At 45.8% G+C, this 23,131-nt stretch carries 23 protein-coding genes; all 23 read left to right on the top strand.

All coding sequences use genetic code 11. The features are described 5' to 3' along the window. Positions 1-6 precede the first annotated feature (6 nt). The 23 genes from flhA (at position 7) to proS (ending at position 23,069) form a co-directional block, all read left to right on the top strand. Positions 7-2,040 carry a flagellar biosynthesis protein FlhA gene (flhA, locus tag BM358_RS01410; RefSeq protein WP_016820963.1) on the top strand — a complete coding sequence of 678 codons (2,034 nt, stop codon included), beginning with the start codon at positions 7-9 and terminating at the stop codon, positions 2,038-2,040. Next, the gene (flhF, locus tag BM358_RS01405; protein WP_028542720.1) at positions 2,037-3,479 is read left to right on the top strand and encodes a flagellar biosynthesis GTPase FlhF; all 1,443 of its coding nucleotides are present in this window, start codon (positions 2,037-2,039) and stop codon (positions 3,477-3,479) included. Before flhA ends, flhF begins: the two co-directional genes overlap by 4 nt. Next, positions 3,476-4,363 (top strand): MinD/ParA family protein, encoded by an 888-nt coding sequence (locus BM358_RS01400; protein ID WP_023988201.1) that lies wholly within the window; start codon positions 3,476-3,478, stop codon positions 4,361-4,363. Before flhF ends, BM358_RS01400 begins: the two co-directional genes overlap by 4 nt. A 30-nt stretch (positions 4,364-4,393) precedes the next feature. Next, positions 4,394-5,938 carry a chemotaxis protein CheB gene (locus tag BM358_RS01395; protein ID WP_028542719.1) on the top strand — a complete coding sequence of 515 codons (1,545 nt, stop codon included), beginning with the start codon at positions 4,394-4,396 and terminating at the stop codon, positions 5,936-5,938. Between the two features lie 33 nt (positions 5,939-5,971). Next, positions 5,972-8,068, top strand: a complete 2,097-nt coding sequence (locus BM358_RS01390) for a chemotaxis protein CheA (RefSeq protein ID WP_028542718.1) — start codon at positions 5,972-5,974, stop codon at positions 8,066-8,068. A gap of 62 nt (positions 8,069-8,130) precedes the next feature. Next, entirely contained in the window at positions 8,131-8,592 is a 462-nt protein-coding gene (locus BM358_RS01385) for a chemotaxis protein CheW (RefSeq protein WP_007430046.1), read from the top strand. Positions 8,593-8,595: 3 nt separating this feature from the next. After that, complete coding sequence (locus tag BM358_RS01380; protein WP_023988204.1) at positions 8,596-9,222, top strand: chemotaxis protein CheC; 627 nt, start codon at positions 8,596-8,598, stop codon at positions 9,220-9,222. After that, the gene (locus BM358_RS01375) at positions 9,215-9,712 is read left to right on the top strand and encodes a chemotaxis protein CheD (protein WP_010346358.1); all 498 of its coding nucleotides are present in this window, start codon (positions 9,215-9,217) and stop codon (positions 9,710-9,712) included. The genes BM358_RS01380 and BM358_RS01375 overlap by 8 nt, the downstream gene beginning before the upstream one ends. Positions 9,713-9,714: 2 nt before the next feature. Beyond that, positions 9,715-10,128, top strand: coding sequence for a hypothetical protein (locus BM358_RS01370; protein ID WP_013309910.1), 414 nt, complete (start codon positions 9,715-9,717; stop codon positions 10,126-10,128). 14 nt (positions 10,129-10,142) lie between these two features. After that, positions 10,143-10,931, top strand: a complete 789-nt coding sequence (locus BM358_RS01365; protein WP_013309911.1) for a FliA/WhiG family RNA polymerase sigma factor — start codon at positions 10,143-10,145, stop codon at positions 10,929-10,931. Positions 10,932-10,975: 44 nt separating this feature from the next. Beyond that, positions 10,976-12,385: a DUF342 domain-containing protein gene (locus BM358_RS01360; protein WP_023988205.1), complete on the top strand. Its 1,410-nt coding sequence runs from the start codon at positions 10,976-10,978 to the stop codon at positions 12,383-12,385. An 81-nt stretch (positions 12,386-12,466) separates the two neighbouring features. Next, positions 12,467-12,787 (top strand): hypothetical protein, encoded by a 321-nt coding sequence (locus BM358_RS01355; RefSeq protein WP_023988206.1) that lies wholly within the window; start codon positions 12,467-12,469, stop codon positions 12,785-12,787. A gap of 41 nt (positions 12,788-12,828) precedes the next feature. Continuing rightward, positions 12,829-13,461, top strand: coding sequence for a hypothetical protein (locus BM358_RS01350; RefSeq protein ID WP_023988207.1), 633 nt, complete (start codon positions 12,829-12,831; stop codon positions 13,459-13,461). Further along, positions 13,458-14,105 (top strand): endolytic transglycosylase MltG, encoded by a 648-nt coding sequence (locus BM358_RS01345; RefSeq protein ID WP_028542717.1) that lies wholly within the window; start codon positions 13,458-13,460, stop codon positions 14,103-14,105. Before BM358_RS01350 ends, BM358_RS01345 begins: the two co-directional genes overlap by 4 nt. A gap of 253 nt (positions 14,106-14,358) precedes the next feature. Next, entirely contained in the window at positions 14,359-15,057 is a 699-nt protein-coding gene (gene rpsB, locus BM358_RS01340) for a 30S ribosomal protein S2 (protein WP_013309916.1), read from the top strand. A gap of 131 nt (positions 15,058-15,188) precedes the next feature. After that, positions 15,189-15,839, top strand: coding sequence for a translation elongation factor Ts (tsf, locus tag BM358_RS01335; RefSeq protein WP_013309917.1), 651 nt, complete (start codon positions 15,189-15,191; stop codon positions 15,837-15,839). Between the two features lie 121 nt (positions 15,840-15,960). Further along, positions 15,961-16,689, top strand: coding sequence for a UMP kinase (gene pyrH, locus BM358_RS01330; protein ID WP_013309918.1), 729 nt, complete (start codon positions 15,961-15,963; stop codon positions 16,687-16,689). Further along, entirely contained in the window at positions 16,689-17,243 is a 555-nt protein-coding gene (gene frr / locus BM358_RS01325; protein ID WP_023988209.1) for a ribosome recycling factor, read from the top strand. The genes pyrH and frr overlap by 1 nt, the downstream gene beginning before the upstream one ends. Before the next feature lie 84 nt (positions 17,244-17,327). Then, a complete protein-coding gene (locus BM358_RS01320) occupies positions 17,328-18,095 on the top strand; it encodes an isoprenyl transferase (protein WP_023988210.1) in 768 nt (255 codons plus the stop codon). Positions 18,096-18,112: 17 nt separating this feature from the next. Then, positions 18,113-18,904: a phosphatidate cytidylyltransferase gene (locus BM358_RS01315; protein WP_028542716.1), complete on the top strand. Its 792-nt coding sequence runs from the start codon at positions 18,113-18,115 to the stop codon at positions 18,902-18,904. A gap of 146 nt (positions 18,905-19,050) precedes the next feature. Further along, on the top strand, positions 19,051-20,190 hold the full coding sequence (locus BM358_RS01310; RefSeq protein ID WP_028542715.1) for a 1-deoxy-D-xylulose-5-phosphate reductoisomerase: 1,140 nt from the start codon (positions 19,051-19,053) through the stop codon (positions 20,188-20,190). A 107-nt stretch (positions 20,191-20,297) separates the two neighbouring features. Then, the gene (gene rseP, locus BM358_RS01305) at positions 20,298-21,569 is read left to right on the top strand and encodes an RIP metalloprotease RseP (protein ID WP_023988213.1); all 1,272 of its coding nucleotides are present in this window, start codon (positions 20,298-20,300) and stop codon (positions 21,567-21,569) included. Positions 21,570-21,620: 51 nt separating this feature from the next. Beyond that, on the top strand, positions 21,621-23,069 hold the full coding sequence (gene proS, locus BM358_RS01300; protein WP_013309924.1) for a proline--tRNA ligase: 1,449 nt from the start codon (positions 21,621-21,623) through the stop codon (positions 23,067-23,069). Positions 23,070-23,131: the final 62 nt, after the last annotated feature.

Below are 23,131 nucleotides of genomic sequence, written 5' to 3'. Positions count from 1 at the left end.
AGACCCGTGAAAATAAAAGAAATAACTGTCCTTGCAGGCGTCATCGGTATCGTTCTTATGATGATTCTCCCGATCCCATCATGGCTGCTGGATATCCTACTCGTCATTAATATTTCTATTGCTTTGATGATTCTACTCGTTTCTATGAACACGAAGGAAGCATTACAGTTCTCTATTTTCCCTTCATTGTTGCTCATTACAACGTTGTTTCGATTGGCACTTAATATTTCTACAACCAAACTTATTTTAGGAGAGGGCCATGCAGGGGAAGTAGTTGCTACGTTTGGTAGTTGGATTGCAGGAGGGCAAATTGCCGTCGGTTTTGTTGTCTTTCTCATTCTCGTGGTCGTACAGTTCATTGTTATCACCAAGGGATCTGAGCGGGTTGCTGAGGTAGGCGCACGCTTTACGTTGGATGCGATGCCGGGTAAACAAATGAGTATTGATGCTGATCTGAATGCAGGTTTGATCAATGAGCAGCAAGCCCGTGAACGACGCAGTAAAATCGAACGGGAAGCAGATTTTTACGGAGCGATGGATGGTGCGAGTAAATTCGTTAAAGGTGATGCCATTGCTAGTATTATCATTTTGATCATTAACTTGGTCGGTGGCTTTATTATCGGTATGGCCGTTCAGGGAAAAGGATTTCAAGAGGCGCTGTCGACTTATTCTGTCCTCACCATCGGTGACGGACTGGTCAGCCAGATTCCCGCACTGCTCATATCGACGGCGTCAGGCTTGATTGTTACGCGGGCTACGTCGGATGGCAACTTGGCGGAGGATTTAACTGGACAGCTCTTTTCTTATCCAAAACTGATCTACATTGTGGCAGCCACAATTGCATTATTGGGACTTTTCACACCTATTCATATCATTACAACTCTTCCACTGGCGATACTGCTGTTTTTCGCGGCTCGAAGAATGCAGGGCAATATGGAGCGCAAGCAGATAGCCGATGAACAGCTGGAAGAGGAGCAACAAATTGAAGAAGTCCGTAGTCCGGAAAGTGTCATTAATCTGCTTCAAGTAGATCCAATTGAATTTGAATTTGGATACGGGTTAATTCCGCTGGCGGATACACAGCAGGGCGGGGATTTATTAGATCGGATTATTATGATCCGTCGTCAATGTGCTTTGGAACTGGGTTTGGTTGTGCCGGTCATTCGTATTCGGGACAACATTCAGCTCAAGCCTAACGAGTATGTAATTAAAATTAAAGGTAATACCGTGGGCGGCGGAGAGCTTCTGTTAAATCATTACCTGGCTATGAGTCCAGGATACGACGATGATTCTATTACAGGAATCGAAACGACGGAACCAGCCTTCGGATTGCCTGCGCTCTGGATTGATGAGAACACCAAGGATGTTGCGGAACTATCGGGTTATACCGTAGTTGATCCACCTTCAGTTGTAGCTACTCATCTTACGGAGACGATCAAGAAACATGCTCATGAGTTGCTTGGCAGACAGGAAACACGGTCGCTGGTCGACAATCTCAAAGAGAATTATCCAGTGCTGGTGGACGACCTTATTCCTTCTGTGCTTGCGATTGGGGATGTACAAAAAGTGCTGGCCAAGCTGTTGAAAGAAAAAATCTCCATTCGCGATATGGTGACTATTTTCGAAACATTAGCTGACTACGGCACTTATACAAAAGATCCCGACGTGCTGACTGAATATGTCCGTCAGGCGTTGTCCCGCCAGATTACGCAGCAATTTGCCCAACAAGGGGAGACGTTACGCGTTATTACAGTGGGACCAGGATTGGAGAAGAAAATTGCTGAAAGCGTGCAACAGTCGGAGCAAGGTAGCTACTTGGCTCTTGATCCAGTGTCTACGCAAACGGTGTATCAAAGAATGATGGAGCAAATCAACCGCCTTATTCAATCTGGACAGCAGCCTATTGTGTTAACGTCACCGACAATTCGTATGTATTTGCGGCAAGTGATGGAGCGGACGATGCAGGATGTCCCGGTGCTGTCGTACAGTGAGCTGGAGCCGAACGTTGAAATTCAAAGTGTCGGGGTGGTGAACTTATGAGAGTGAAACGATATGTAGTGGATACCATGCCAGAAGCTATGCTGCAAATCAGGGGTGACTTAGGAACAGACGCCGTCATTTTAAGTACAAAAGAAATGAAGGTCGGCGGTTTCATGGGAATGTTCAGTAAAAAGAAAATCGAAGTGGTTGCTGCGGTAGAGGAGAAGCAACCTCAAAAGCCACGACGGTTTGGACCCTCTTCACAAGAACTTGCCCAGGCGGCTTCACCTCTAATGAACGCTCCTGAACAGCCAGAAAAATCATTTATGCCTGTGGTTCCCAGACAAGCTGCTCCAGAAGCTTATCGACGGGTAACGCAGATGACGGGTGGTTCCAAAGAAGAACAAGCTGAATTAACGATTAATGAAGAACAAGCTGCTTCAGCAACTGAGCATTTGTCATCTAGGTCTGCAAATAATCTGGAGACTATATCTCAAGCACTTGATCATGAAGCATTGCTTTCGAACATGAAATCATCCAGTGAACTGTTTAAACAGCCCATTGAAGTAAGTGCTCCAGATAAGAGCGGAGTAGAAGAAAATCAGGCTCTGCTTAATGAATTGCGGGAAATGAAAGCCATGATGACTCGGTTTTCCCGAAATTCTTCATTGGAAAGTACTTGGCCGGAGCCGTTGCAAGAGATTTGTGAGCGTGTACTGGAGCAGGAAGTGGAACGTGATTTACTGGAGTATTGGCTCGAACAGGTATATGTGCGTCGGAGTGAGCACCCTTTTGCGCCTGAAACTTTTGATTGGGAACAAGCCTTTCGTGAGGAAGTGGCCAGTTTTATTCAGACAAGACTGGACAAAGGGATCTCTAAAGATACCAAAATTGTGTATGTGGCAGGTCCTACCGGAGTAGGGAAAACGACAACCATTGCCAAGTTAGCAGCAGAGCAGTTGTTTAAGCATCATCGCAAAGTTGGATTTATTACTTCTGACACGTACCGGATTTCAGCCGTCGAGCAACTGCGTACATATGCTACGATTTTGAATGTACCGCTTGAAGTTGTGCAATCTCCTGGTGACGTCCACAGAGCCATTCAACGTCTGGAACATTGTGACCTGATCCTCATGGATACCGCAGGACGAAATTATCGTAATGAATTACTTGTTTCGGAACTGCAAAGTCTGCTCTCGCCTATTAATGAAAGTGAGACGTATCTGGTACTCAGTCTGACATCCAAAAGTAAAGATATGCTCAATATAACTGGACATTTCAGCAAGTTTGGTCTTGGTAAGGTTGTATTTACTAAGATGGACGAGACAGGTAGCTGTGGTGGGATGTTTAACCTTTTGCATCATTTTCCGATGCAGCTGGCCTATATTACCAATGGACAAAATGTTCCTGACGACCTGCTTCATCCCGATACAGAAATGGTGACAAGCATGCTGCTTGGACCCAAAGCATCAACAGGAGTTAACGGAGATTCCATATGAGTGACCAAGCCCAATCACTTAGACAAATGGCTTCTTCCTTGGATAAATATCGATTGCCCCCACGTAATCGTCAAGCAAAAATTATAACGATCACCAGTGGTAAAGGCGGGGTGGGCAAATCCAATTTCACGCTGAACTTTGCTCTGGCTCTGCAATCCTTTGGTCGAAAGGTACTTGTGTTTGATGCTGATATAGGTATGGCCAATATTGATGTATTAATGGGAGCCAATTCACAATACAATCTTCTTCACCTGCTAAAACGTGAGAAATCAATTGATGAAATTATTCAAACGGGTGTAGGTGGTTTGCCTTATATTGCTGGAGGATCGGGCTTGAGCGAATTGTTTACGTTATCGGATAACGATCTGAATTATTTTGCCGAAGAAGTAGAGAAAATGGCGGCAGATATGGATTACATTCTATTTGATACAGGTGCAGGTTTATCCAAAGAAAACCTTAAATTCATCACTTCAGCTGACGAATGCCTGGTCGTAACCACACCGGAACCGACGTCCTTAACAGATGCGTATGCGCTAATTAAAGTCGTCAGCGGGTTACAAAAGGATACGGTATTCAAAATTATAGTCAATCGTGCCGATAACGATAATGAGGCCCGTCAAGTTGCCGATAAGATCGCACTGGTTGCGAAACGCTTTTTGGAGATCGAAATCCCGTTGCTTGGACATATCAGTGATGATACTCATGTCATGCAAGCAGTCAAAAGGCAAGTACCTTTTATGGTTGCTTTTCCGGGATGTGCGGCTTCAAGAGATGTATTGAATCTGGCACACCGTTTTGCAGCAATGCCACAGATTCCGCAATCAGGTGCATTGAGTGGAATTAAAGGGTTTATGCAAAAATGGTTGCGGCGTTCTGTACATTGATTTTGATGAGAGGAAACAGAGGTGTTTAACATGTGTGCTTACCAGGTGCTGGTTGTAGATGATTCGGCCTTTATGCGCAAAATTATTACAGATTTAATTGTAAGGGATGAGTCGTTCAACATCGTAGGTACAGCCGCCAATGGCAAAGAGGCTGTAGAGAAAGTGAAGGAATTGCAGCCCGATTTGGTCACCATGGATGTCGAGATGCCTGAAATGAATGGTCTTGAAGCATTGCCATTGATTATGGCAGCCCATCCGCTACCTGTTATTATGCTGTCAGGCATTAATGAACAAGGTATGAAGGAGACCATCATGGCTCTGGAGGCAGGAGCTTTCGATTTTATAAGAAAGCCTTCCATTGCTCATGCGCAAGATATTGAGCAAGTGAGCAAGGCGCTGCTGGAACAGATGCACACTGCTATGCAAGCAGTGCGGAGCCGCCTGGAACGCAAGGAAGCTAATGAGCGCAAAGCTGCATTGGAACAAGCGGAGAAAACGCCACAGGAAAAGCCTCCAGGACAGGCTGTGACTGAGAAACGAACAGGCAGTCAAGCTTCGACAGACAAGCCTCCTGTTGTTCCGCTTGCTCCTTCACCTGCTGTATCAGCTCAGCCGAAGCGTGATGCGGGCAAGTCCGTCCCGGCAACAGCCAAGCAGGAAACTAAACGACAACAGTCTGGAACATCTGTTACAGCGGGGCGCATAGAACAGCCAGGTGCTCAGCCAAGCAAGTCAGTCCAAGCACCTACTGTTCAGAAGAAGGAAGACTTGTCCAAGGGGATGGGACGAACACCAGGGCAACTAAACAGTTCTAATACGGCCGCTGGCAAATCGCTGCATGGTAAGGATAAAGCAGGGCTGGTTAAGCCGGAGCCCCGTAAGACGGTGATTTCATCAGCTACGCCTACTCCTGCGGCTGCTACGCCTCCAGTAACTGCACCTACAGTTCCTGCCACACCTAAGGGATTTTCTCTTAAAAAAGGTGTGCACACGTCCAGCTTTCGCAAACTGGTGGCGGTGGGATGTTCTACGGGCGGTCCGCGGGCGCTCAAGACGCTGTTGGAACGCATTCCTGGTGATTTTCCTGCTCCAATCGTTATCGTTCAGCATATGCCGCCAAACTTCACTCGTTCGCTGGCACAACGCTTAAACACGTTAAGTCCACTCCGAGTTGTGGAGGCTGAGCAGGGAATGACGCTGGAGACTGGAACGGCCTACATTGCCCCAGGGGGATATCAACTAAGAATTGTGCCAGGAGCCGGTGGTAAATACACTGTGTCACTGAAGATGGAGGAAGCTCGCAATGGTCACCGTCCTTCCGTAGATACGATGTTTGAATCGTTGCTCTCGTTAACCTCGTTGGAGCGGCATCTAGTATTGCTCACTGGAATGGGGAGCGACGGGGCCAAAATGATGAAAAAGCTTTATGATGCTGGGGTACAATCCACATTTGCTGAAAATGAGGAAACTTGTGTAGTGTACGGAATGCCCCGCTCAGCAGTAGAGTTAAAATGTGTGCGTCACCTTCTGCCAATGCAGGAGATCGCCCCCAAGCTTGTACAAGTTGTGAAATAATCGGAGTGTAACTCATGGAGGAGGTGTCTCACAATGGACATGAACCAATATTTAAACATGTTTATTGATGAGTCGAATGATCATCTGCAATCTCTTAACGAAAAAATGCTTCAACTGGAAAGCAATCCAACCGATCTAGGCATCGTTCAGGTGATTTTCCGTTCTGCCCATACCCTCAAGGGAATGGCTGCTACGATGGGGTTTGAAGACCTAGCATCGCTCACTCACCAAATGGAAAACGTTCTTGATCTGGTACGTAACAACAAGCTGGCGATGCATGAATTTATATTCGATACCTTATTTAAAGGATTGGATGCTTTGGAGTCCATGGTGCAGCACATTACAGAGGGAGGCGACGGAAAAGCGGATGTCTCCTCTATTGTATCTTCACTACAATCCATCGTGAGCGGGGATTTCCAAAAGTCTGGCGCAAATGCTGCCACTGAGGAGTCTCCATCTAAAAAAGTGGACAAAAACGATAGTGCTGGGCTTGTCTTGGATCAGTTCCAGTATTCTGTACTGGAGCAATCTATTTCTGAAGGACATCGTGTTCACTATATACAGGTAACAATCAGCTCAGAGAGCCAGTTGAAGGCGGCACGTGCTTTTATGGTGTTCAATACGCTGGAAAACTCTGGTGAAATCGTCAAGGCCTATCCGTCGGTACAGGATATTGAGCAGGAGAAATTCGAGCAAAGCTTCTCGTTATATTACATAACGCAGAAAGAAGTTGGGGAGCTGGAAAAGGAAATCGCGGGTATCTCTGAAATTGAGACTGTCTCAGTGGTACAACTAGATCAGGAATCGCTTAAACAAATGAGCGAAGTTACTGCTGGACTGGCTGAGACTGCTGTAGTACAGGAAGCTCCTGTTGCCGTGCAACCACCTGCTCCTTCCCAGCCGCAGTCTCCAGCTGCGGCCTCTGTGGCTAAGCCAGCTGCAGGTAAGGCGCCAGCAGCTAAGGCAGCTGCGCCTACGCATAACCGTACGATTCGTGTAGATATTGAACGTCTGGATGTACTTATGAACTTATTTAGCGAGTTGCTTATTGACCGTGTGCGGTTAGAGCAGTTGGCAAGTGAAGCTTCCAATCCAGCACTGACAGAAACCGTAGAGCACATGAGTCGTGTGAGCAGCGATTTGCAAAACGTCGTTCTTAAATTGCGGATGGTACCAGTAGATACTGTTTTCAATCGTTTTCCGCGTATGGTGCGCGATCTGGCCAAATCGCTGGATAAAAAACTTGATTTGGTTATTACTGGAGCAGAGACTGAAATGGACCGCACTGTTATCGACGAAATTGGCGATCCTCTGGTGCATTTGCTTCGTAACTCCGTGGATCATGGCATTGAGTCGGTAGCCGATCGGATAGCAGCTGGTAAACCTGAGACAGGAACGGTTAACTTGCGTGCTTTCCATAGCGGAAATAACGTATTCATCGAGATTGAAGATGACGGAAATGGTATTAATCGCGATAAGGTACTAAACAGTGCTATTTCTAAAGGGATTTTGACGGCAGAGCAGGCAGCGGTCATGACCGACGAGGAAGCCTATCAGGTATTGTTTGCTCCGGGCTTTAGCACAGCTGCAGTCATTTCAGACGTATCAGGACGCGGTGTCGGTTTGGACGTTGTTAAATCCAAAATCACCGCTTTGGGTGGCAATGTTACGGTTCACTCTACACTGGGCCAAGGCACTAATTTCTCTGTGCAATTGCCGCTGACCCTATCCATTATTGCAGCCATGATGATACAGATCGGTTCTGAAAAATATGCGATTCCATTGTCCTCCATTGTGGAAACTGCGATCGTCAAACGGACACAAATTCGTTCTGTACATGGCAATAAAATGATTGCTTTCCGCGATTCTCATATCCCGCTCATCTCCTTGAGTCAGCTGTTTGAGGTACCGGACTTCAATGAAGATGAAGAAGAAGAGACAGAGGTCGTGGTCATCCGCAAGGGAGACCGTCTGGCAGCTCTTTCCGTACAGGACTTTTTGGGGCAAAGTGAAATTGTCCTTAAAAATCTGGGCAAATACCTTCCAAACATCCAAGGAATTTCAGGCGCCACGATTCTGGGTGACGGTCAGGTTGCTTTGATCATTGACCCGAATGTTTTCATTAAATAATGTCTTCATCAGAAATGAAAGAAATGTGAAGTTGCTGACATCAATAAGGAGGGTTTTTAGACATGGGAGAAGAAATTAAAGTTATCGTATTTAAGCTTGGTGAAGAGGAATACGGTGTTGAAGTAGAAAAAGTCCAATCTATTGAACGCATGGTGCCGATTACACGGGTTCCAAGAACCTACGATTTTGTTAAAGGCGTATTCAACATGAGAGGCGTAGTCATTCCGGTTATTGATCTTCGTGGCCGATTTGGATTGCCTGAAGCTGAATATACCGATCAAACTCGCATCATTATCGTTGCAGTGGGTGAAATGCAAGTCGGCTTTATCGTTGACTCAGCGAATGACGTTATTGACCTGAATACTGACAATATCGAGACACCACCGGAAGTGATTGGCGGAGTTAAGGCTAAATACCTTCGCGGAGTTGCTAAAATTGGTGAAGAGCGCTTGTTGATTATGCTGAACTTGTCCGAAGTCCTGAATCGTAGCGAGATGAACCAACTGGAAGGCTTAGAGGATTAACATATGGAAAATCTCGGAAATCTTGAAGACTTCAAGTTGGATGTGTTGAAAGAAGTCGGCAACATTGGCTCGGGGAACGCTGCTACAGCGCTCTCCCGGCTTCTCAATAAACCGGTCGATATGGGTGTCCCCAAAGTACAAATGCTGCCCTTTGAGGAAATTGCCGAGAAAGTCGGCGGCTATGAGCAACTTGTTGTTGCAATATTTTTTAGGGTAGAAGGGGAAGCCCCCGGGAATCTATTCTTCATATTGCAGCCTCAGGCGGCAAAAAGCTTACTTTCCCGTTTGGCGAATATTCCTTCAGATGACGAGGACAGTTTTAACGAAATGGAGCACTCAGCCCTGTCGGAGATCGGAAACATTTTAGCGGGCTCATACCTGTCTTCGCTGGCAGACTTTACGCGTTTATCTATGTATCCAACAGTCCCTGCGTTGGCGTTGGACATGGCAGGAGCAATTCTCAGCTATGGACTGCTGCAGTTTGGGCAGATGGGGGATGCTGCATTATTGATTGACACATCGTTTCTGGAAGGGCAGAATCAGATAGAGGGTCAATTTTTCCTGATTCCTGATCCAGAATCGTTCGGGAAAATCTTTAGGTCGTTAGGAGTCCCGATGAACGATGATTGAGGATAAAAGCATCATTAAAGTCGGTATGGCTGACTTAAATGTTACCAGTAACCCGAACTCGATTCGCACGACAGGACTTGGCTCCTGCGTCGGATTGACTCTCTACGATCCTCATTTGAAATTGGCAGGTATGGCACATGTGATGCTACCATCCTCGGATATTGCACGTGAAGGGCAACTGAATATTGCTAAATACGCCGATACGGCGCTGCCCGAGTTATTTGAGCGGATGCTGAAATTGGGTGCTGAACGACGCAGACTGATTGCCAAAATGGCAGGGGGAGCGCAGATGTTCGCCTTTGCTGGTAGTGGAGACACCATGCGGATTGGTCCACGTAATGTAGAATCATGCAAGGAAATGCTCGTAGATCTCGGCATTCCTTTGATTGCGGAGGACACAGGTGGCAATTATGGACGAACGATTGAGTTGGACTCTGAAACTGGCGTTTTGAATATTCGAAGCGTACAAAAAGGTGTAAAGGAATTATAAACATGTTATTTGGCAGCTTACGCATTAATCTTTGGTCTGGAGTAGTCGGATTTATTCTGACTTTTGTGTTGTCCGTTGGCAGCAATCTGCTGACCACGAGCTTAATTCGTGGCTTGATCGCCTTCGTTTTTTGGTTCCTACTTGCATTTGTGCTGCGCTGGACACTAGGTGTTGTGGCGCGGCCAGATCTGGGGAATGCCCAAAGCCGGGCAAGCTCTCAGGTAGATGGCGTAGGGGGTAACCTGGACCTGACGACACCAGACGAAAATGAAGACCTGAATGAATTGCTGAAACCGAAACCAGAGCAGACGGACGAGGGGAATAATGGTTTCGCACCTTTAAACCCACCTAAGCTGGTTTCCAACAAGGACCCTGAAGAATTGGCCAAGGCCGTTCGTCACCTGACAGACAAATAAGGAGGGTGAAGCCGATGAACGAGCGAAAAGCCGCTCATTTAAACCATTCCGAACTATGGGAACAATGGAAAGAACACGGTGACAAGGAAGCAAAAAAACAGTTAATTGAAAAGTATCTCCATATTGTGGAATATGTGTCAGGCCGTCTTGCAGTAGGATTGCCTAAAAATGTATCCAAGGATGACCTGGCGAGTAATGGCGTTATGGGTTTGATTGACGCTTTAGAGAAATTTGACTATGAGCGTGGCTTGCAGTTTGAGACCTATGCTTCTTGGCGTGTTCGTGGAGCGATTTTGGATGGTCTTCGTCAAGGGGATTGGGTTCCTCGTTCAGTTAGGGAAAAAGCGAAAAAAATCGAGGATGCCTACCAGCATTTGGAACAAAGATATCTACGCACGGTAAGCGACGAAGAGATGAGTCATTATTTGGACGTTTCTGAGAAAGAGTTTCAAAATATGATCCAGGAGGTCGCCGTTATGTCGATTGTCTCACTGGAGGACCCGATCCGCGAAGAGGAATCGGAAACACGGCTTTCCCTTTTGGTGGACGAGAAGGCGAAAAATCCGGATCATAAGGTCAATGAATTTACACTTCGTGATGCCCTTGCACAAGGCATTGATAAATTGACTGAAAAAGAACGTATCGTTGTTTCTTTATTGTATTACGAGGATTTGTCACTCAGTGAAATCGCTGAGGTCATGTCGCTATCTCCATCGCGAATTTCACAGTTGCATTCCAAAGCAATATTACGTCTGAGAGCGACATTGGACAAACAACGGGATTTGCTAATGCGTAAAGATTAACGTACGGGAGGTTACAGTAACAGTTAGACGGAAGGAGCACCCTTGTGGAGAAGCAATATGCTTTGGACCAGTTTTTAAAAGTGGTTGTCTCACCTGACAAACAAACCGCCTACTTGGAGTTTGCCAAACGTGAAGAAGGCTTTGCCTGTTCTGTGGAAGAATTAGAGCGTTTTCTAAGCAACCAAAAAATATCCTACGGTTTAATGACCGATGCAATTCGTGTATTTGCGGCAAGTCCGGAAGATCATTTCTTCGGAAAATTACTGATTGCTCAGGGAAAGCAGCCGATCCATGGCACAGACGGAAAAATTAATCTGGCTGATATTGTGACTGGCGAAGATGCACATAAGCCGCTTGAAACCGTGGATGGACGGGTGGATTATAAAGAATTAACTCGTTTAAGAAATGTAAAACGTGGTCAACTGATTGCCGAACGGGTTGATCCTGTGCCGGGTGTACCGGGGATTGCTGTAACCGGAGAGGAAATTCCTTTTCTTCCAGGTAAAGAGGCGCGTTTTAAAGTCGGAAAAAATGTAGTGATCCATCCAGAAGGTGTTGCGATGTATGCGGCTATTGACGGACTGGTGACTACGACTGAAAAGGGCAAACTTAATGTATTCCCTGTATATGAAGTGAACGGGGACGTCGATTATAGTGTCGGTAACATTGATTTTGTTGGAACCGTCGTCATTCGTGGGAATGTCTTGACTGGTTTTCGTGTTCGGGCGGCTGGCGACATTCGTGTCATCGGTGGTGTGGAAGGCGCTGAAATTGAGGCGGAAGGTTCAGTGGAAATCAGTGGCGGTATTATCGGATACCATAAGGGGTTCGTGAAAGCTGCACAAAATGTCAAATGCTCATTCATACAAGATGGTAACGTGATTGCCGGAGGCGATATACTTGTATCCCAGAGCATCATGCATTCCCAGATTAAAGCGAGTGTAAATGTACTCTGTGAGGGGACCAAAGGGCTTATCGTAGGTGGCAGTGTACAAGCTGGTAAAAAGGTAGTGGCTCGTACCATCGGTAATACGATGTCCACAGCTACTGTTATCGAAGTTGGTGTGCTTCCCGAACTGCGCGATGAACTGACAGAACTCCGCGCACGTTTGAAGCAGCAGACAGACAGTCAGGATAAAACGAATAAGGCTCTTACCATATTGGATCAGCTTGCCGCCGCCGGACAGCTTGCACCTGAAAGAATGGCTATGCGAATCAAGCTGACATCTACTAAAAAGTCTAATGAACAGGAGCTTTTGGAAACCAAGTCCAGAATGCTTGAAATTGAACGAACATTAGAGGATACAAGCCGCGCACGGGTAGAAGTGAAAAATGTGATTTACGGTGGCTCTAAAATAGTTATCGGCAGATATACAAAATTTATTAAAGATTCAGTGGAAAGAATGGCGTTTTATTATCACGAAGGAGACATCAGCATGTCCTCCTACGTGTAATTCGGCACACTGAAAAACAACATTCAACATTGTATTCCTTGGAAGACGGAACGGATGCCCAATCGGAAAGGGTGTGGTCCAATGAGCTTGAAGGCTGTTGAATTGCAAATTGCCGTACCTCGCACCAGCGAAGCAGGAAAATACCAAAGTGAGTCCCAGCAGCGGCCGATGAATGATCAAGCATTGCTTGGACAAAAGGCCGCGTTGGAGACGGAAAACATGCGTCAGCGAAGCAGTGCCGTAGACCAGTCTGCGGAAACATTCGTCGGTGAGCGGCAAACAGGAGGGCAGAGCAGAGATTCTTCCCAGCAGAGCCGCTCCCGCTCAGATGAGTCTGAGCTACCTAAGGAGCATCCGGCAGAGCATCCGTTCAAGGGACACCATATTGATTTTTCGCTCTGATCCGACAGGTGGAGAAGCGTTATTAAAGGAGACGATGGGCAGTGGATCAACCATGGATTTATATTGTTCTGCTGGGCGCCGCAGCTGTTGTCTACGCCTGGCTTCTGCCTAAGCGTCAGCCAAGCCGGGGAACAGAAGAGGCCGTCGTCCAAAAGGTCGAGGCCACATTGGAGCAATATATGGCCGATATTGAAAACGATAATGACGAGTTGATTGAGCTCGTTTCGGGTATGAAGCAGGAGCATACAGTTAAACAGGCGGCATTACAGGAGCAAGTAGCTGAGCTTCGGAGCCGTATCGTGGAGCTTGAGCACCAGGCTATGTTTGCTACTGTCTCTATGCAAACCGAGCCTGTATCTAAGGAAATACAACATACAGCTACTTCTCATCAGGCAGCGGTTGCATACGGTCAATTTCAAAGTCCGCAACCTGGAATGTCTGTGCAGGAAGGCTACTCTGGTTCAGAAGCTCCCCTCATAACTATGGAGGAGCAGACGGTATTACAAGACCCTGAAACTGAGCAGGAAGCAGAGTCCATCCGTGATCGTTATCAAGAGTTGTTTGCGCTGCATGAGCAAGGCAAGTCAGTGGACTATATAGCCAAGCAATCAGGCATTCAACGGGGTGAAGTACAGCTCATATTGCAACTCGCGGAGCGGGAGGATGTAACGTGATCAAAAACCGTTCATTTATGCTAGGCATGGGTACTGGTCTGATAACGGGGGCATTGCTGTTGCAACTGGCAATGATCGGTCAGGGACAATCGCAGCAATCTTCCACAGACCCGAAAAACATGACGCGAGAGCAATTAGAAAAGGCAGCAGCCGAATTAAATCTTCAGATCAGTGACAGCTCTGATCCGAAAATGACAGAAGAGGAATGGCGTAATAAGGTGATCAAGGAAGGTAATAAAACTCCGGTTGCACCCCAAAAGGCTAAACCAGCTCAAACGCCGGCAACACCAAAGGCACCTGCAAACAGCACATCCTCGACTGCGTCTAAACCTTCGACTAGCACATCGGTTCCACAAAGTCCGAATAAGCCGCAAACTCAAAGATCCGGCACTACACCGACTCCCAATATCCCCAAGCAGCCTGCCACCCCACAAGTGCAGTATAGCATTGCATCGGGAAGCAATTTGAGAAGTGTGGCATCAGGATTGCAACGGGCAGGGGTCGTATCTGATGCTAGTGCATTTGAGGCAGCAGCTAAGGCTCAAAAAATCAATACCAAAATTCGTACTGGTACCTATCAGTTTGCTAAGGGTGAGGATTTCAGTTCTATCATTACTAAAATTACGAAAAAGCCGTCCAACTGACCAGACTGGGAAGTGGGCGGCTTTTATTCTTGCTGACAAGTTCGATGAGAGGCGTAAAACGTCACATTTTGCGTTGTTCCAACTATTGTCGAAAAGTTGGTTGCAACGATGCAAGTGTTATGGTATATTAATTGACGGTGTTAAAAACGCACGTCGGTTAATTTTATAAAGGGTGCTTTCTAATGGAAAGTCTTTATGAAAAATGATGTCGGCGGAGGACACACAAAAAACCAAACTTAGGAGGTGCGTGAAGATGGCAGTAATCTCCATGAAACAGCTTTTGGAAGCTGGGGTTCACTTTGGTCACCAAACACGTCGCTGGAACCCGAAAATGGATCGTTATATCTTCACTGAAAGAAACGGTATTTACATCATTGACTTGCAAAAGACAGTGAAAAAGGTTGAGGAAGCTTACAACTTCGTAAAAAGCATTGCAGCTGAGAATGGTACAATTCTGTTCGTAGGCACGAAGAAACAAGCACAAGATTCCGTTAAAGAAGAAGCAGCACGCGCTGGTCAATTCTACATTAACCAACGTTGGTTGGGTGGTACGCTGACTAACTTCCAAACGATTCAAAAACGTATTGACCGTTTGAAACAACTGGAAGCTTGGGAAGAAGACGGTACATTCGCAGTTCTTCCTAAAAAAGAAGTTATCATTCTTCGCAAAGAAAAAGATCGTCTTGAAAAATTCTTGGGCGGTATCAAAAACATGAAGGGCCTTCCAAGTGCTCTGTTCATCATTGATCCACGTAAAGAACGTATCGCGGTTGCTGAAGCTCGCAAATTGGGTATCCCAATCGTTGGTATCGTTGATACAAACTGCGATCCAGACGAAATCGACTATGTTATCCCAGGTAATGACGACGCAATCCGCGCTGTTAAATTGCTGACAGGTAAAATGGCTGATGCAGTTATGGAAGCAAACCAAGGCGAAGAAACTACAGCATAATATTTCCATTAGGAAATACCTATATGAATTAAATGAAAAGGGTGGTTGGCAGGTGTATAACCTCTCACTACCCTTTTTTTAAGGAATAAAGCACGGTATACCACTGAAAATCAAATTTGGAGGGAAATAATATGGCAGTTAATGCTAGCGCAGTAAAAGAGCTTCGTGAAAAAACAGGCGCAGGAATGCTGGATTGTAAAAAAGCGCTTGAAGAAGCAAACGGTGATTTGACAAAAGCGGTTGAAGTTCTGCGCGAAAAAGGACTTGCAGCTGCAGCCAACAAAGCTGGTCGTATTGCTACTGAAGGTGTTGTTGAATCCTACATTCATGCTGGCGGCCGTATCGGCGTACTGGTAGAAGTAAACTGCGAAACAGACTTCGTAGCTAAAACAGACCAGTTCAGAGATTTTGTACGCGACATTGCAATGCATATCGCTGCATCGAACCCTCGTTATGTTCGTCGTGAAGAAGTGCCACAGGAAGAAATCGAAAAAGAAAAAGAAATCCTGAAAGCACAAGCTCTGAACGAAGGTAAACCAGAGAAAATCGTTGAGAAAATGGTTGAAGGCCGCATTGGTAAGTTCTATGAAGAGTTCTGTTTGCTGGAGCAATCTTTCATCAAAGATCCGGACAAAACAATCTCCACGCTTATCAACGAAAAAATCAGTACAATTGGCGAAAACATCTCCCTGCGTCGCTTTGTTCGTTTTGAACTGGGTGAAGGTCTGGAGAAAAAAGAAGACAACTTCTACGAAGAAGTTATGTCTCAAGTGAAACAATAATTACCAACGAACGGTAATTGCATATGAAAAAAACGGAAATGGAACACATCAGTGTTCCTTTTCTTGCAACAGGACACCTATCCTGTTACATAAAGTATAAATGATATTGGAGGGTGATCATTTGGAAAAACCTGTGTTTAAGCGTGTTGTCCTGAAAGTTAGTGGTGAATCGCTGTCAGGCCCTAACGGTTACGGTATTGATGCGGATACGATTGCGTCCATTGCTGAACAAGTCAAAGATGTGGTGGAACTGGGAGTAGAAGTTGCTATCGTGTGTGGTGGCGGTAACATCTGGCGTGGTATTGCTGGAAGTGCCAACGGAATTGACCGGGCCACGGCAGATTACATGGGTATGCTGGCAACAGTGATGAACTCACTGGCCTTACAGGATGCTTTGGAACAGATTGAAGTACCTACGCGTGTACAAACATCCATTGCGATGCAACAGATTGCAGAACCATACATCCGCCGTAGAGCTATCCGTCATTTGGAAAAAGGTCGGGTTGTAATTTTTGCAGCAGGTACAGGTAATCCGTTCTTCTCGACTGATACTACAGCTGCACTGCGTGCCGCTGAGATTGAAGCGGAAGTGATTCTGATGGCTAAAAATAAAGTGGATGGCGTATATTCTGCTGATCCGTTTAAAGATAGCACAGCTGAGAAATATGAGCAGCTTACGTATTTGGATGTGCTCAACAAAAATCTCGGTGTCATGGATTCTACTGCTTCCTCGTTGTGCATGGATAACAATATTCCGTTGATTGTCTTTGCTATTACAGAGCAAGGTAACATTAAACGTGTCGTGCTGGGTGAGAAAATTGGTACGATCGTCAAAGGGAGTGTAAATTAATGCCACAATCTGTGAAAAAGAGTGCTGAGGAGCGCATGCAAAAAGCAATCCAAGCATTGCAACGTGATCTTGCATCTTTGCGTGCAGGACGGGCGACACCAGCTTTACTGGACCGTGTGCAGGTAGAGTATTATGGTGCAATGACTCCAGTCAACCAGCTGGCGAATGTCAATACACCTGACAGCCGGACCTTGATGATTCAGCCTTGGGACAAATCTTCCTTGGCCGATATCGAGCGCGCTATACAAAAATCCGATTTAGGTTTGACACCTTCGAATGATGGCAACACCATTCGTCTGAGCATTCCTGCTTTGACGGAGGAGCGCAGAACTGACTTGGTGAAGTTGACGAAAAAGAACGGTGAAGAAGCGAAGGTCGCTATTCGTAACATTCGTCGTGATGCAAATGATGACATCAAAAAAATGGAGAAAAGTGATATTTCCGAGGACGAATCTCGTAAATATCAGGAAGATATCCAGAAAACAACTGATAAATTTATTGCTGAAGTGGATAAAGTTTTAGCTGCAAAAGAAAAAGAAATTATGGAAGTTTAAAAGATTGGCAGCCCCTCCCTTACGGTGGGGTTTGTCTCTTTTCAAGCCTGAGGCACATTTTCAGAGAATGCTGGAGGAACTGGAATGATCAAACGGGTTCGGTCTTGGTGGAACGGGGAACAAAAACAGCAAACACCGGCCATTTCAAAAGACAATATTCCGCAGCATGTTGCTGTCATCATGGATGGGAACGGCAGATGGGCCAAACGGATTGGAATGCCGCGGATTGTAGGGCACCAAAATGGAATGAAGGCAGTGAAACGCACAGCAATTGCGGCGGATGAACTGGGTATTAAGTATTTGACTTTGTTTGCATTTTCAACTGAAAATTGGACGCGTCCAAAGGACGAAGTTGATTTTCTAATGCGCTTACCGCAGGAATTTTTGGCTATTGAGCTAGATGAGCTGATTGAAAAAAATGTGCAGGTGCGTATGATGGGAAACAAGGAACATTTACCTTCCCATACCGTTGAGGCACTGACTGAAGCGACTCGACGAACTGAAAATAATACCGGACTTGTTCTTAATTTCGCATTAAATTATGGAAGTCGGTTGGAAATCACAGAATGCATGCAAACATTGGGGCGTCAAATTGCGGATGGGAAGCTTAAAACAGAAGATATAACATCTGAGCTGATCGGTAATACGTTGCTTTCTAGTGGTATGCCAGACCCTGATTTACTGATTCGAACAAGCGGTGAGCTTAGACTTAGTAATTTTATGCTCTGGCAGCTTGCCTACAGTGAGTTGTGGTTTACTGATATTTATTGGCCTGAGTTTAAGAAAGAACACTTATACGAAGCAGTGATCGAATATCAGCAAAGAACACGGCGGTATGGCGGACTGAAGTAAATGGAGGATGAAAGCCGTTGAGACAGAGATTAATTACCGGTATTCTGGCAGGCATATTCTTTTTGGCGATGGTCCTGTGGGGCGGCTTGGCCTACCATTTGCTTATATTGGCGATGGCCCTAATCGGATTTAATGAGTTCGCACGAATGACGCAGGTATCTCCTTTTGGAGGTACAGCAATACTCGGATACGTAAGCATATTAGCTTTTGTATTTCCATATGAACCTTTTGGTTTGCACTCACCCTTACCCATTGCCAGTATGCTTTGGCTGGTAATGATAGCTTTTATGATCATCACGGTAGGAACGAAAAATAAAATCCCAATTCAAATGGTAGCTATACTATTCCTTGGTACCGTTTATATAGGGTTTGGATTTTCGTATATAGCGGAATCACGTCATATGGAACATGGACTGTTATGGACTTTTTTATTGTTGGCTTGTATTTGGGCAAGTGATGCAGGGGCATATTTTGTAGGCAAAATGGCAGGGAAGACGAAACTATGGCCTGCGATTAGTCCAAACAAAACGGTCGAAGGATCCATTGGCGGCATTGTTTTAGCGTTGGTTATAGCTCTAGTATTCGCTGGATTGTCAGGTGGACTGCTGCCATGGGGCAAAGCCATCGGCATCGGTTTGTCATGTGCAGTTGTGGGACAACTGGGCGATTTGGTACAATCTGCATACAAACGAGTGTACGGCATTAAAGATTCCGGTAATCTGCTGCCAGGGCACGGTGGTATACTAGACCGCTGCGACAGCTGGATTGTCGTTTTTCCATTTGTACATATGCTGATGCTGCTTCCATGAGTCTGTTGATTACAGTTTATGCTCAGGCTTAATCTCTATGTTGCTCACTCTGCGTTATTAGAAGGATGGAACCAGTAGCATAGCTGCCTGAATAACAAACAATGAGCTCCTGGCTAAAAGTGATTTTCAGGATAGGAAGGTGCATCATGAAAAGAATTACGGTACTTGGTTCAACCGGATCTATTGGAACTCAAACGCTGGATGTAGTGTCCATGCACCCGGATCAGTTTACTGTTGAGGCTTTAGCAGGTGGTTCTAATATAAAGTTACTTGCTGAGCAGGCGCATCTCTATAAACCCAAAAAGGTGTCTGTAGGTACTCGGCAGTTGGCAGATGAAATTCGTCCTTTACTGCCTTCTGGAATGGAACTGTATTGGGGAAATGAAGGACTCGTTGAGCTTGCTGCGAACACAGAGGCGGATATGGTTGTGACGGCTGTAATGGGCAGTGTCGGATTGCACTCCACGCTGGCCGCGATTGAGGCTGGAAAACAGATTGGTTTGGCCAATAAGGAAACACTGGTTACTGCTGGTCATCTGGTCACAGCGCGGGCTCGGGCGAAAGGAGTGCCGTTGCTGCCGATTGACAGTGAGCATTCAGCTATTTTCCAATGCTTGAATGGTGAGCGTATGAAAGATGTGGCACATATTACCCTCACAGCATCAGGGGGTTCTTTTCGAGATTTGACAAGAGAACAGTTGCGTGAAGTTACCGTGGAAGATGCACTCAAGCATCCCAATTGGTCAATGGGGGCCAAAATTACGATTGATTCAGCAACGATGGTAAACAAGGGGCTGGAAGTCATTGAGGCGCATTGGCTATTCGGACTTGATTATGAGCAGATTCATGTGTTGCTTCATCCGGAAAGCATTATTCATTCCTATGTTGAGTTTCAGGATACAAGCATTGTTGCTCAACTTGGGAATCCGGACATGAGAGTACCCATTCAATATGCGTTGACTTACCCTGAGCGTATGAAGTCCCCGGCGAAGCCGTTGTCACTGGCTGAAGTGGGTAGACTCCATTTTAAGGAAATGGATTATAATCGTTTTCCTTGTTTAAGGCTTGCCTTCGAATGTGGTAAAATGGGTGGTACAGCACCGACCGCATTTAATGCAGCTAATGAGATTGCTGTTGCCCGTTTCCTGCGTGGAGAAATTTCTTTTCTGCATATTGAAGCTATTATTGAACGTGTGCTGGAGCGGCATGTCAATGTGGCTAATCCTGATCTTTCTGCGATTGAAGCCTGTGACGGAGAGACTCGTAGCATAGCTGTGGGGTTGTAGGCTAATGTTGGGTTAAGAAACGAAATGTGATTCTCTTGTGCGGGATTGGAGAATAATGATAATCTAGGAAGACAAACTCGATCTCATTGAAAGGGGAACGGAAACGATTGGAAACGATTCAAATAGTGTTGATGACGGTGCTCATGTTTTTCGTCATAGTGACGGTGCATGAATGGGGGCATTATTATTTTGCCAAGCGCGCCGGGATTCTGGTACGGGAGTTTGCGATCGGTTTCGGTCCGAAACTGTTTTCTTATAAAAGAAACGAGACGCGATTTACGCTGCGTTTGTTGCCGTTCGGTGGCTTTGCCCGCATGGCGGGAGAGGATCCGGAGATCAATGAAATTGAGACCGGACAAACGATTGCTGTACGCGTAACGGATGACGTCGTTAAAACCATCTATCTAGATCAACTGGATAATCGCAAGAATGTGGTACGCGGCGAAGTGTTGGATATTGATCTGGAACAGTCGTTAACTTTAAAATTGGATGTAGATGGCGAAGATCAGCAATACACAGTACACCCGCAAGCGATGATGGTAACCAAAGGACAATCCATTCAGATTGCACCAAAGGATCGGCAGTATGGGAGTAAAACAGTAGGACAGCGTGCGATGGCTATTTTTGCTGGACCACTGATGAATTTTATACTTGCCTTTATTCTGTTTGGTCTTCATATTCAGATGGTCGGCATACAAGTGGACAACCCGACCTATGTCCAAATTAGTGAAATTACAGCAGGTATGCCCGCTGCTGAAGCTGATTTGCATAAGGGAGATATCATCGAATCGGTGAATGGAATAGCCATTGGTGCAAATGTTGAAAACATGATCAAACTGATTGCGGATTCTCAAGACAAGCCGATGAAGTGGACGGTTCGCCGTGATAATAAGACCTTTGATCTTACTATTACACCTCGTGCAATGGAAGGACAAAAGGGTGGCAAGGTGGGCATTGTGCCTGAACTTCCAAAACGCCAAGCAGGTGTGGGTGAAACGTTCAAATTTGCCGGACAATCCATGGTCAGAACGACCGATATTATTTTCCAAGGATTTAGCCAGCTCATTCAACGTTTTTCTATCAACGACCTGGGAGGCCCGGTACGTACTTTTGAAGTGACGGGGCAAATTGCCAAGCAGGGGATTGAGCAGTTGACGTATTGGACTGCTATAATGAGTCTTTATCTGGGGATATTTAATTTATTGCCTATTCCGGCGCTGGATGGAAGCAGACTTGTTTTCCTTGGTGTGGAGGCGGTAAGAGGACGTCCCGTTGATCCGAGCAGGGAAGGAATGGTCCATTTCGTTGGTTTTGCTATGCTATTCCTGCTTATGATTGCGGTCACGTATAACGATATTTTACGCTTAATTAATGGTTAATTAGAGACGGACTTATATAAAAACGGTCTGTATGGGAGGACATGCATTTCTATGTCGAATGATAAACAGTTTGTCGAGGAAATTACGCCGCAGAGCGAAGATTTTTCCCGATGGTATATTGATGTTATTAAAAAAGCAGAACTGATGGATTATTCCCCTGTTCGCGGATGTATTGTATTCCGCCCCGATGGTTTTGAAATTTGGGAGCATATCAAGGAAGCCATGGACGTGCGCTTCAGAGAAACAGGCCACCGTAATGCCTATTTTCCAATGTTCATTCCCGAAAGCTTTTTTCAAAAGGAAAAAGAGCATGTCGAAGGGTTTAATCCTGAACTGCCTTGGGTAACCGAGGCTGGTGGAGAAAAGCTGGAAGAGCGTCTTGCAATACGTCCGACTTCGGAAACCATGATAGGTCATATGTACTCTAAATGGATTCAATCCTATCGTGATCTGCCGGTGCTTATTAACCAATGGGCTAACGTAGTGCGTTGGGAAAAACGCACACTGCCTTTCTTGCGCACAAGTGAATTTTTGTGGCAAGAAGGTCACACGGCCCATGAAACAGAAGAAGAAGCACGTGAAGAAACGATGAAAATGCTGGAAGTATACCGTGAGGTTATTGAGGAAGTTCTAGCTATTCCAGTTATTACTGGACAGAAAACACCTTCTGAAAAGTTTGCAGGTGCGAAGGATACATTTTCACTGGAAGCGATGATGAAGGATGGACGGGCGGTACAAGCTGGGACTTCCCACTATATGGGAACTAATTTTGCTGTTGCATTTGACATTAAATATTTGAGCCGTGAAAACAACCTGGAATTCGCGCATACGACTTCATGGGGAACAAGTACACGTTTGATCGGCGCACTGATTATGGTCCATGGAGATGACCGTGGTCTGGCATTGCCTCCTAAAGTTGCGCCTACGCAGGTTATTATGGTTCCAATTGGACCACCTAAGAAGCGTGATGCGGTTATCGCTCGTGCAGATGAACTATTTGCTGAGTTGAAACAAGCGGGAGTGCGTGTTAAAATGGATGACCGCAGTGATGTAAGCCCAGGCTGGAAATTTAATGAATATGAAATGCGCGGTGTGCCGGTTCGTATGGAAATCGGGCCTCGTGATATGGAAAACGGCGTCTGTGTGCTCGTATCCCGTATCAGCGGTGAGAAAAAAATCGTGCAGCAGGATAATCTGGTTGAGGAAGTACACGCGATGCTCGCACAGGTACAGCAGGAGATGTTTGATCGTGCGAAAAATTTCATGGAAGAAAATTTCTATTCCGTCGATACGTTGGACGAAATGAAGACTCTCATGGAGGAAAAACGCGGTTTTACTTTGGCAGGTTGGTGCGGATCTGAAGAATGTGAAGACAAAGTTAAAGAAGTGACAGGTGCTACAAGCCGTAATATACCGTTTAAAACAACCGAGCAAAAGTCCACATGTTTGTGCTGTGGCAAACCTGCCAAGCATACAGTAGTGTTCGCACGGGCGTACTAATATAGAAGTAGGGCAATACCACTATACTCACTTCATTCTCTTCGCCGACAGGGTAGCTGTTA

Origin of the sequence: Paenibacillus sp. cl130 (assembly GCF_900116035.1) — a bacterium.
GTDB lineage: Bacteria > Bacillota > Bacilli > Paenibacillales > Paenibacillaceae > Paenibacillus > Paenibacillus polymyxa_B.
This window is presented reverse-complemented; position numbering and strand designations above follow the sequence as displayed.

Bases quoted from the DNA above. Each gene is read 5' to 3' on its own strand.
- flhF (WP_028542720.1), top strand. From the start codon at position 2,037: ATGAGAGTGAAACGATATGTAGTGGATACCATGCCAGAAGCTATGCTG.
- BM358_RS01400 (WP_023988201.1), top strand. From the start codon at position 3,476: ATGAGTGACCAAGCCCAATCACTTAGACAAATGGCTTCTTCCTTGGAT.
- BM358_RS01395 (WP_028542719.1), top strand. From the start codon at position 4,394: ATGTGTGCTTACCAGGTGCTGGTTGTAGATGATTCGGCCTTTATGCGC.
- BM358_RS01390 (WP_028542718.1), top strand. From the start codon at position 5,972: ATGGACATGAACCAATATTTAAACATGTTTATTGATGAGTCGAATGAT.
- BM358_RS01385 (WP_007430046.1), top strand. From the start codon at position 8,131: ATGGGAGAAGAAATTAAAGTTATCGTATTTAAGCTTGGTGAAGAGGAA.
- BM358_RS01380 (WP_023988204.1), top strand. From the start codon at position 8,596: ATGGAAAATCTCGGAAATCTTGAAGACTTCAAGTTGGATGTGTTGAAA.
- BM358_RS01375 (WP_010346358.1), top strand. From the start codon at position 9,215: ATGATTGAGGATAAAAGCATCATTAAAGTCGGTATGGCTGACTTAAAT.
- BM358_RS01370 (WP_013309910.1), top strand. From the start codon at position 9,715: ATGTTATTTGGCAGCTTACGCATTAATCTTTGGTCTGGAGTAGTCGGA.
- BM358_RS01365 (WP_013309911.1), top strand. From the start codon at position 10,143: ATGAACGAGCGAAAAGCCGCTCATTTAAACCATTCCGAACTATGGGAA.
- BM358_RS01355 (WP_023988206.1), top strand. From the start codon at position 12,467: ATGAGCTTGAAGGCTGTTGAATTGCAAATTGCCGTACCTCGCACCAGC.
- rpsB (WP_013309916.1), top strand. From the start codon at position 14,359: ATGGCAGTAATCTCCATGAAACAGCTTTTGGAAGCTGGGGTTCACTTT.
- tsf (WP_013309917.1), top strand. From the start codon at position 15,189: ATGGCAGTTAATGCTAGCGCAGTAAAAGAGCTTCGTGAAAAAACAGGC.
- frr (WP_023988209.1), top strand. From the start codon at position 16,689: ATGCCACAATCTGTGAAAAAGAGTGCTGAGGAGCGCATGCAAAAAGCA.
- BM358_RS01320 (WP_023988210.1), top strand. From the start codon at position 17,328: ATGATCAAACGGGTTCGGTCTTGGTGGAACGGGGAACAAAAACAGCAA.
- BM358_RS01310 (WP_028542715.1), top strand. From the start codon at position 19,051: ATGAAAAGAATTACGGTACTTGGTTCAACCGGATCTATTGGAACTCAA.
- proS (WP_013309924.1), top strand. From the start codon at position 21,621: ATGTCGAATGATAAACAGTTTGTCGAGGAAATTACGCCGCAGAGCGAA.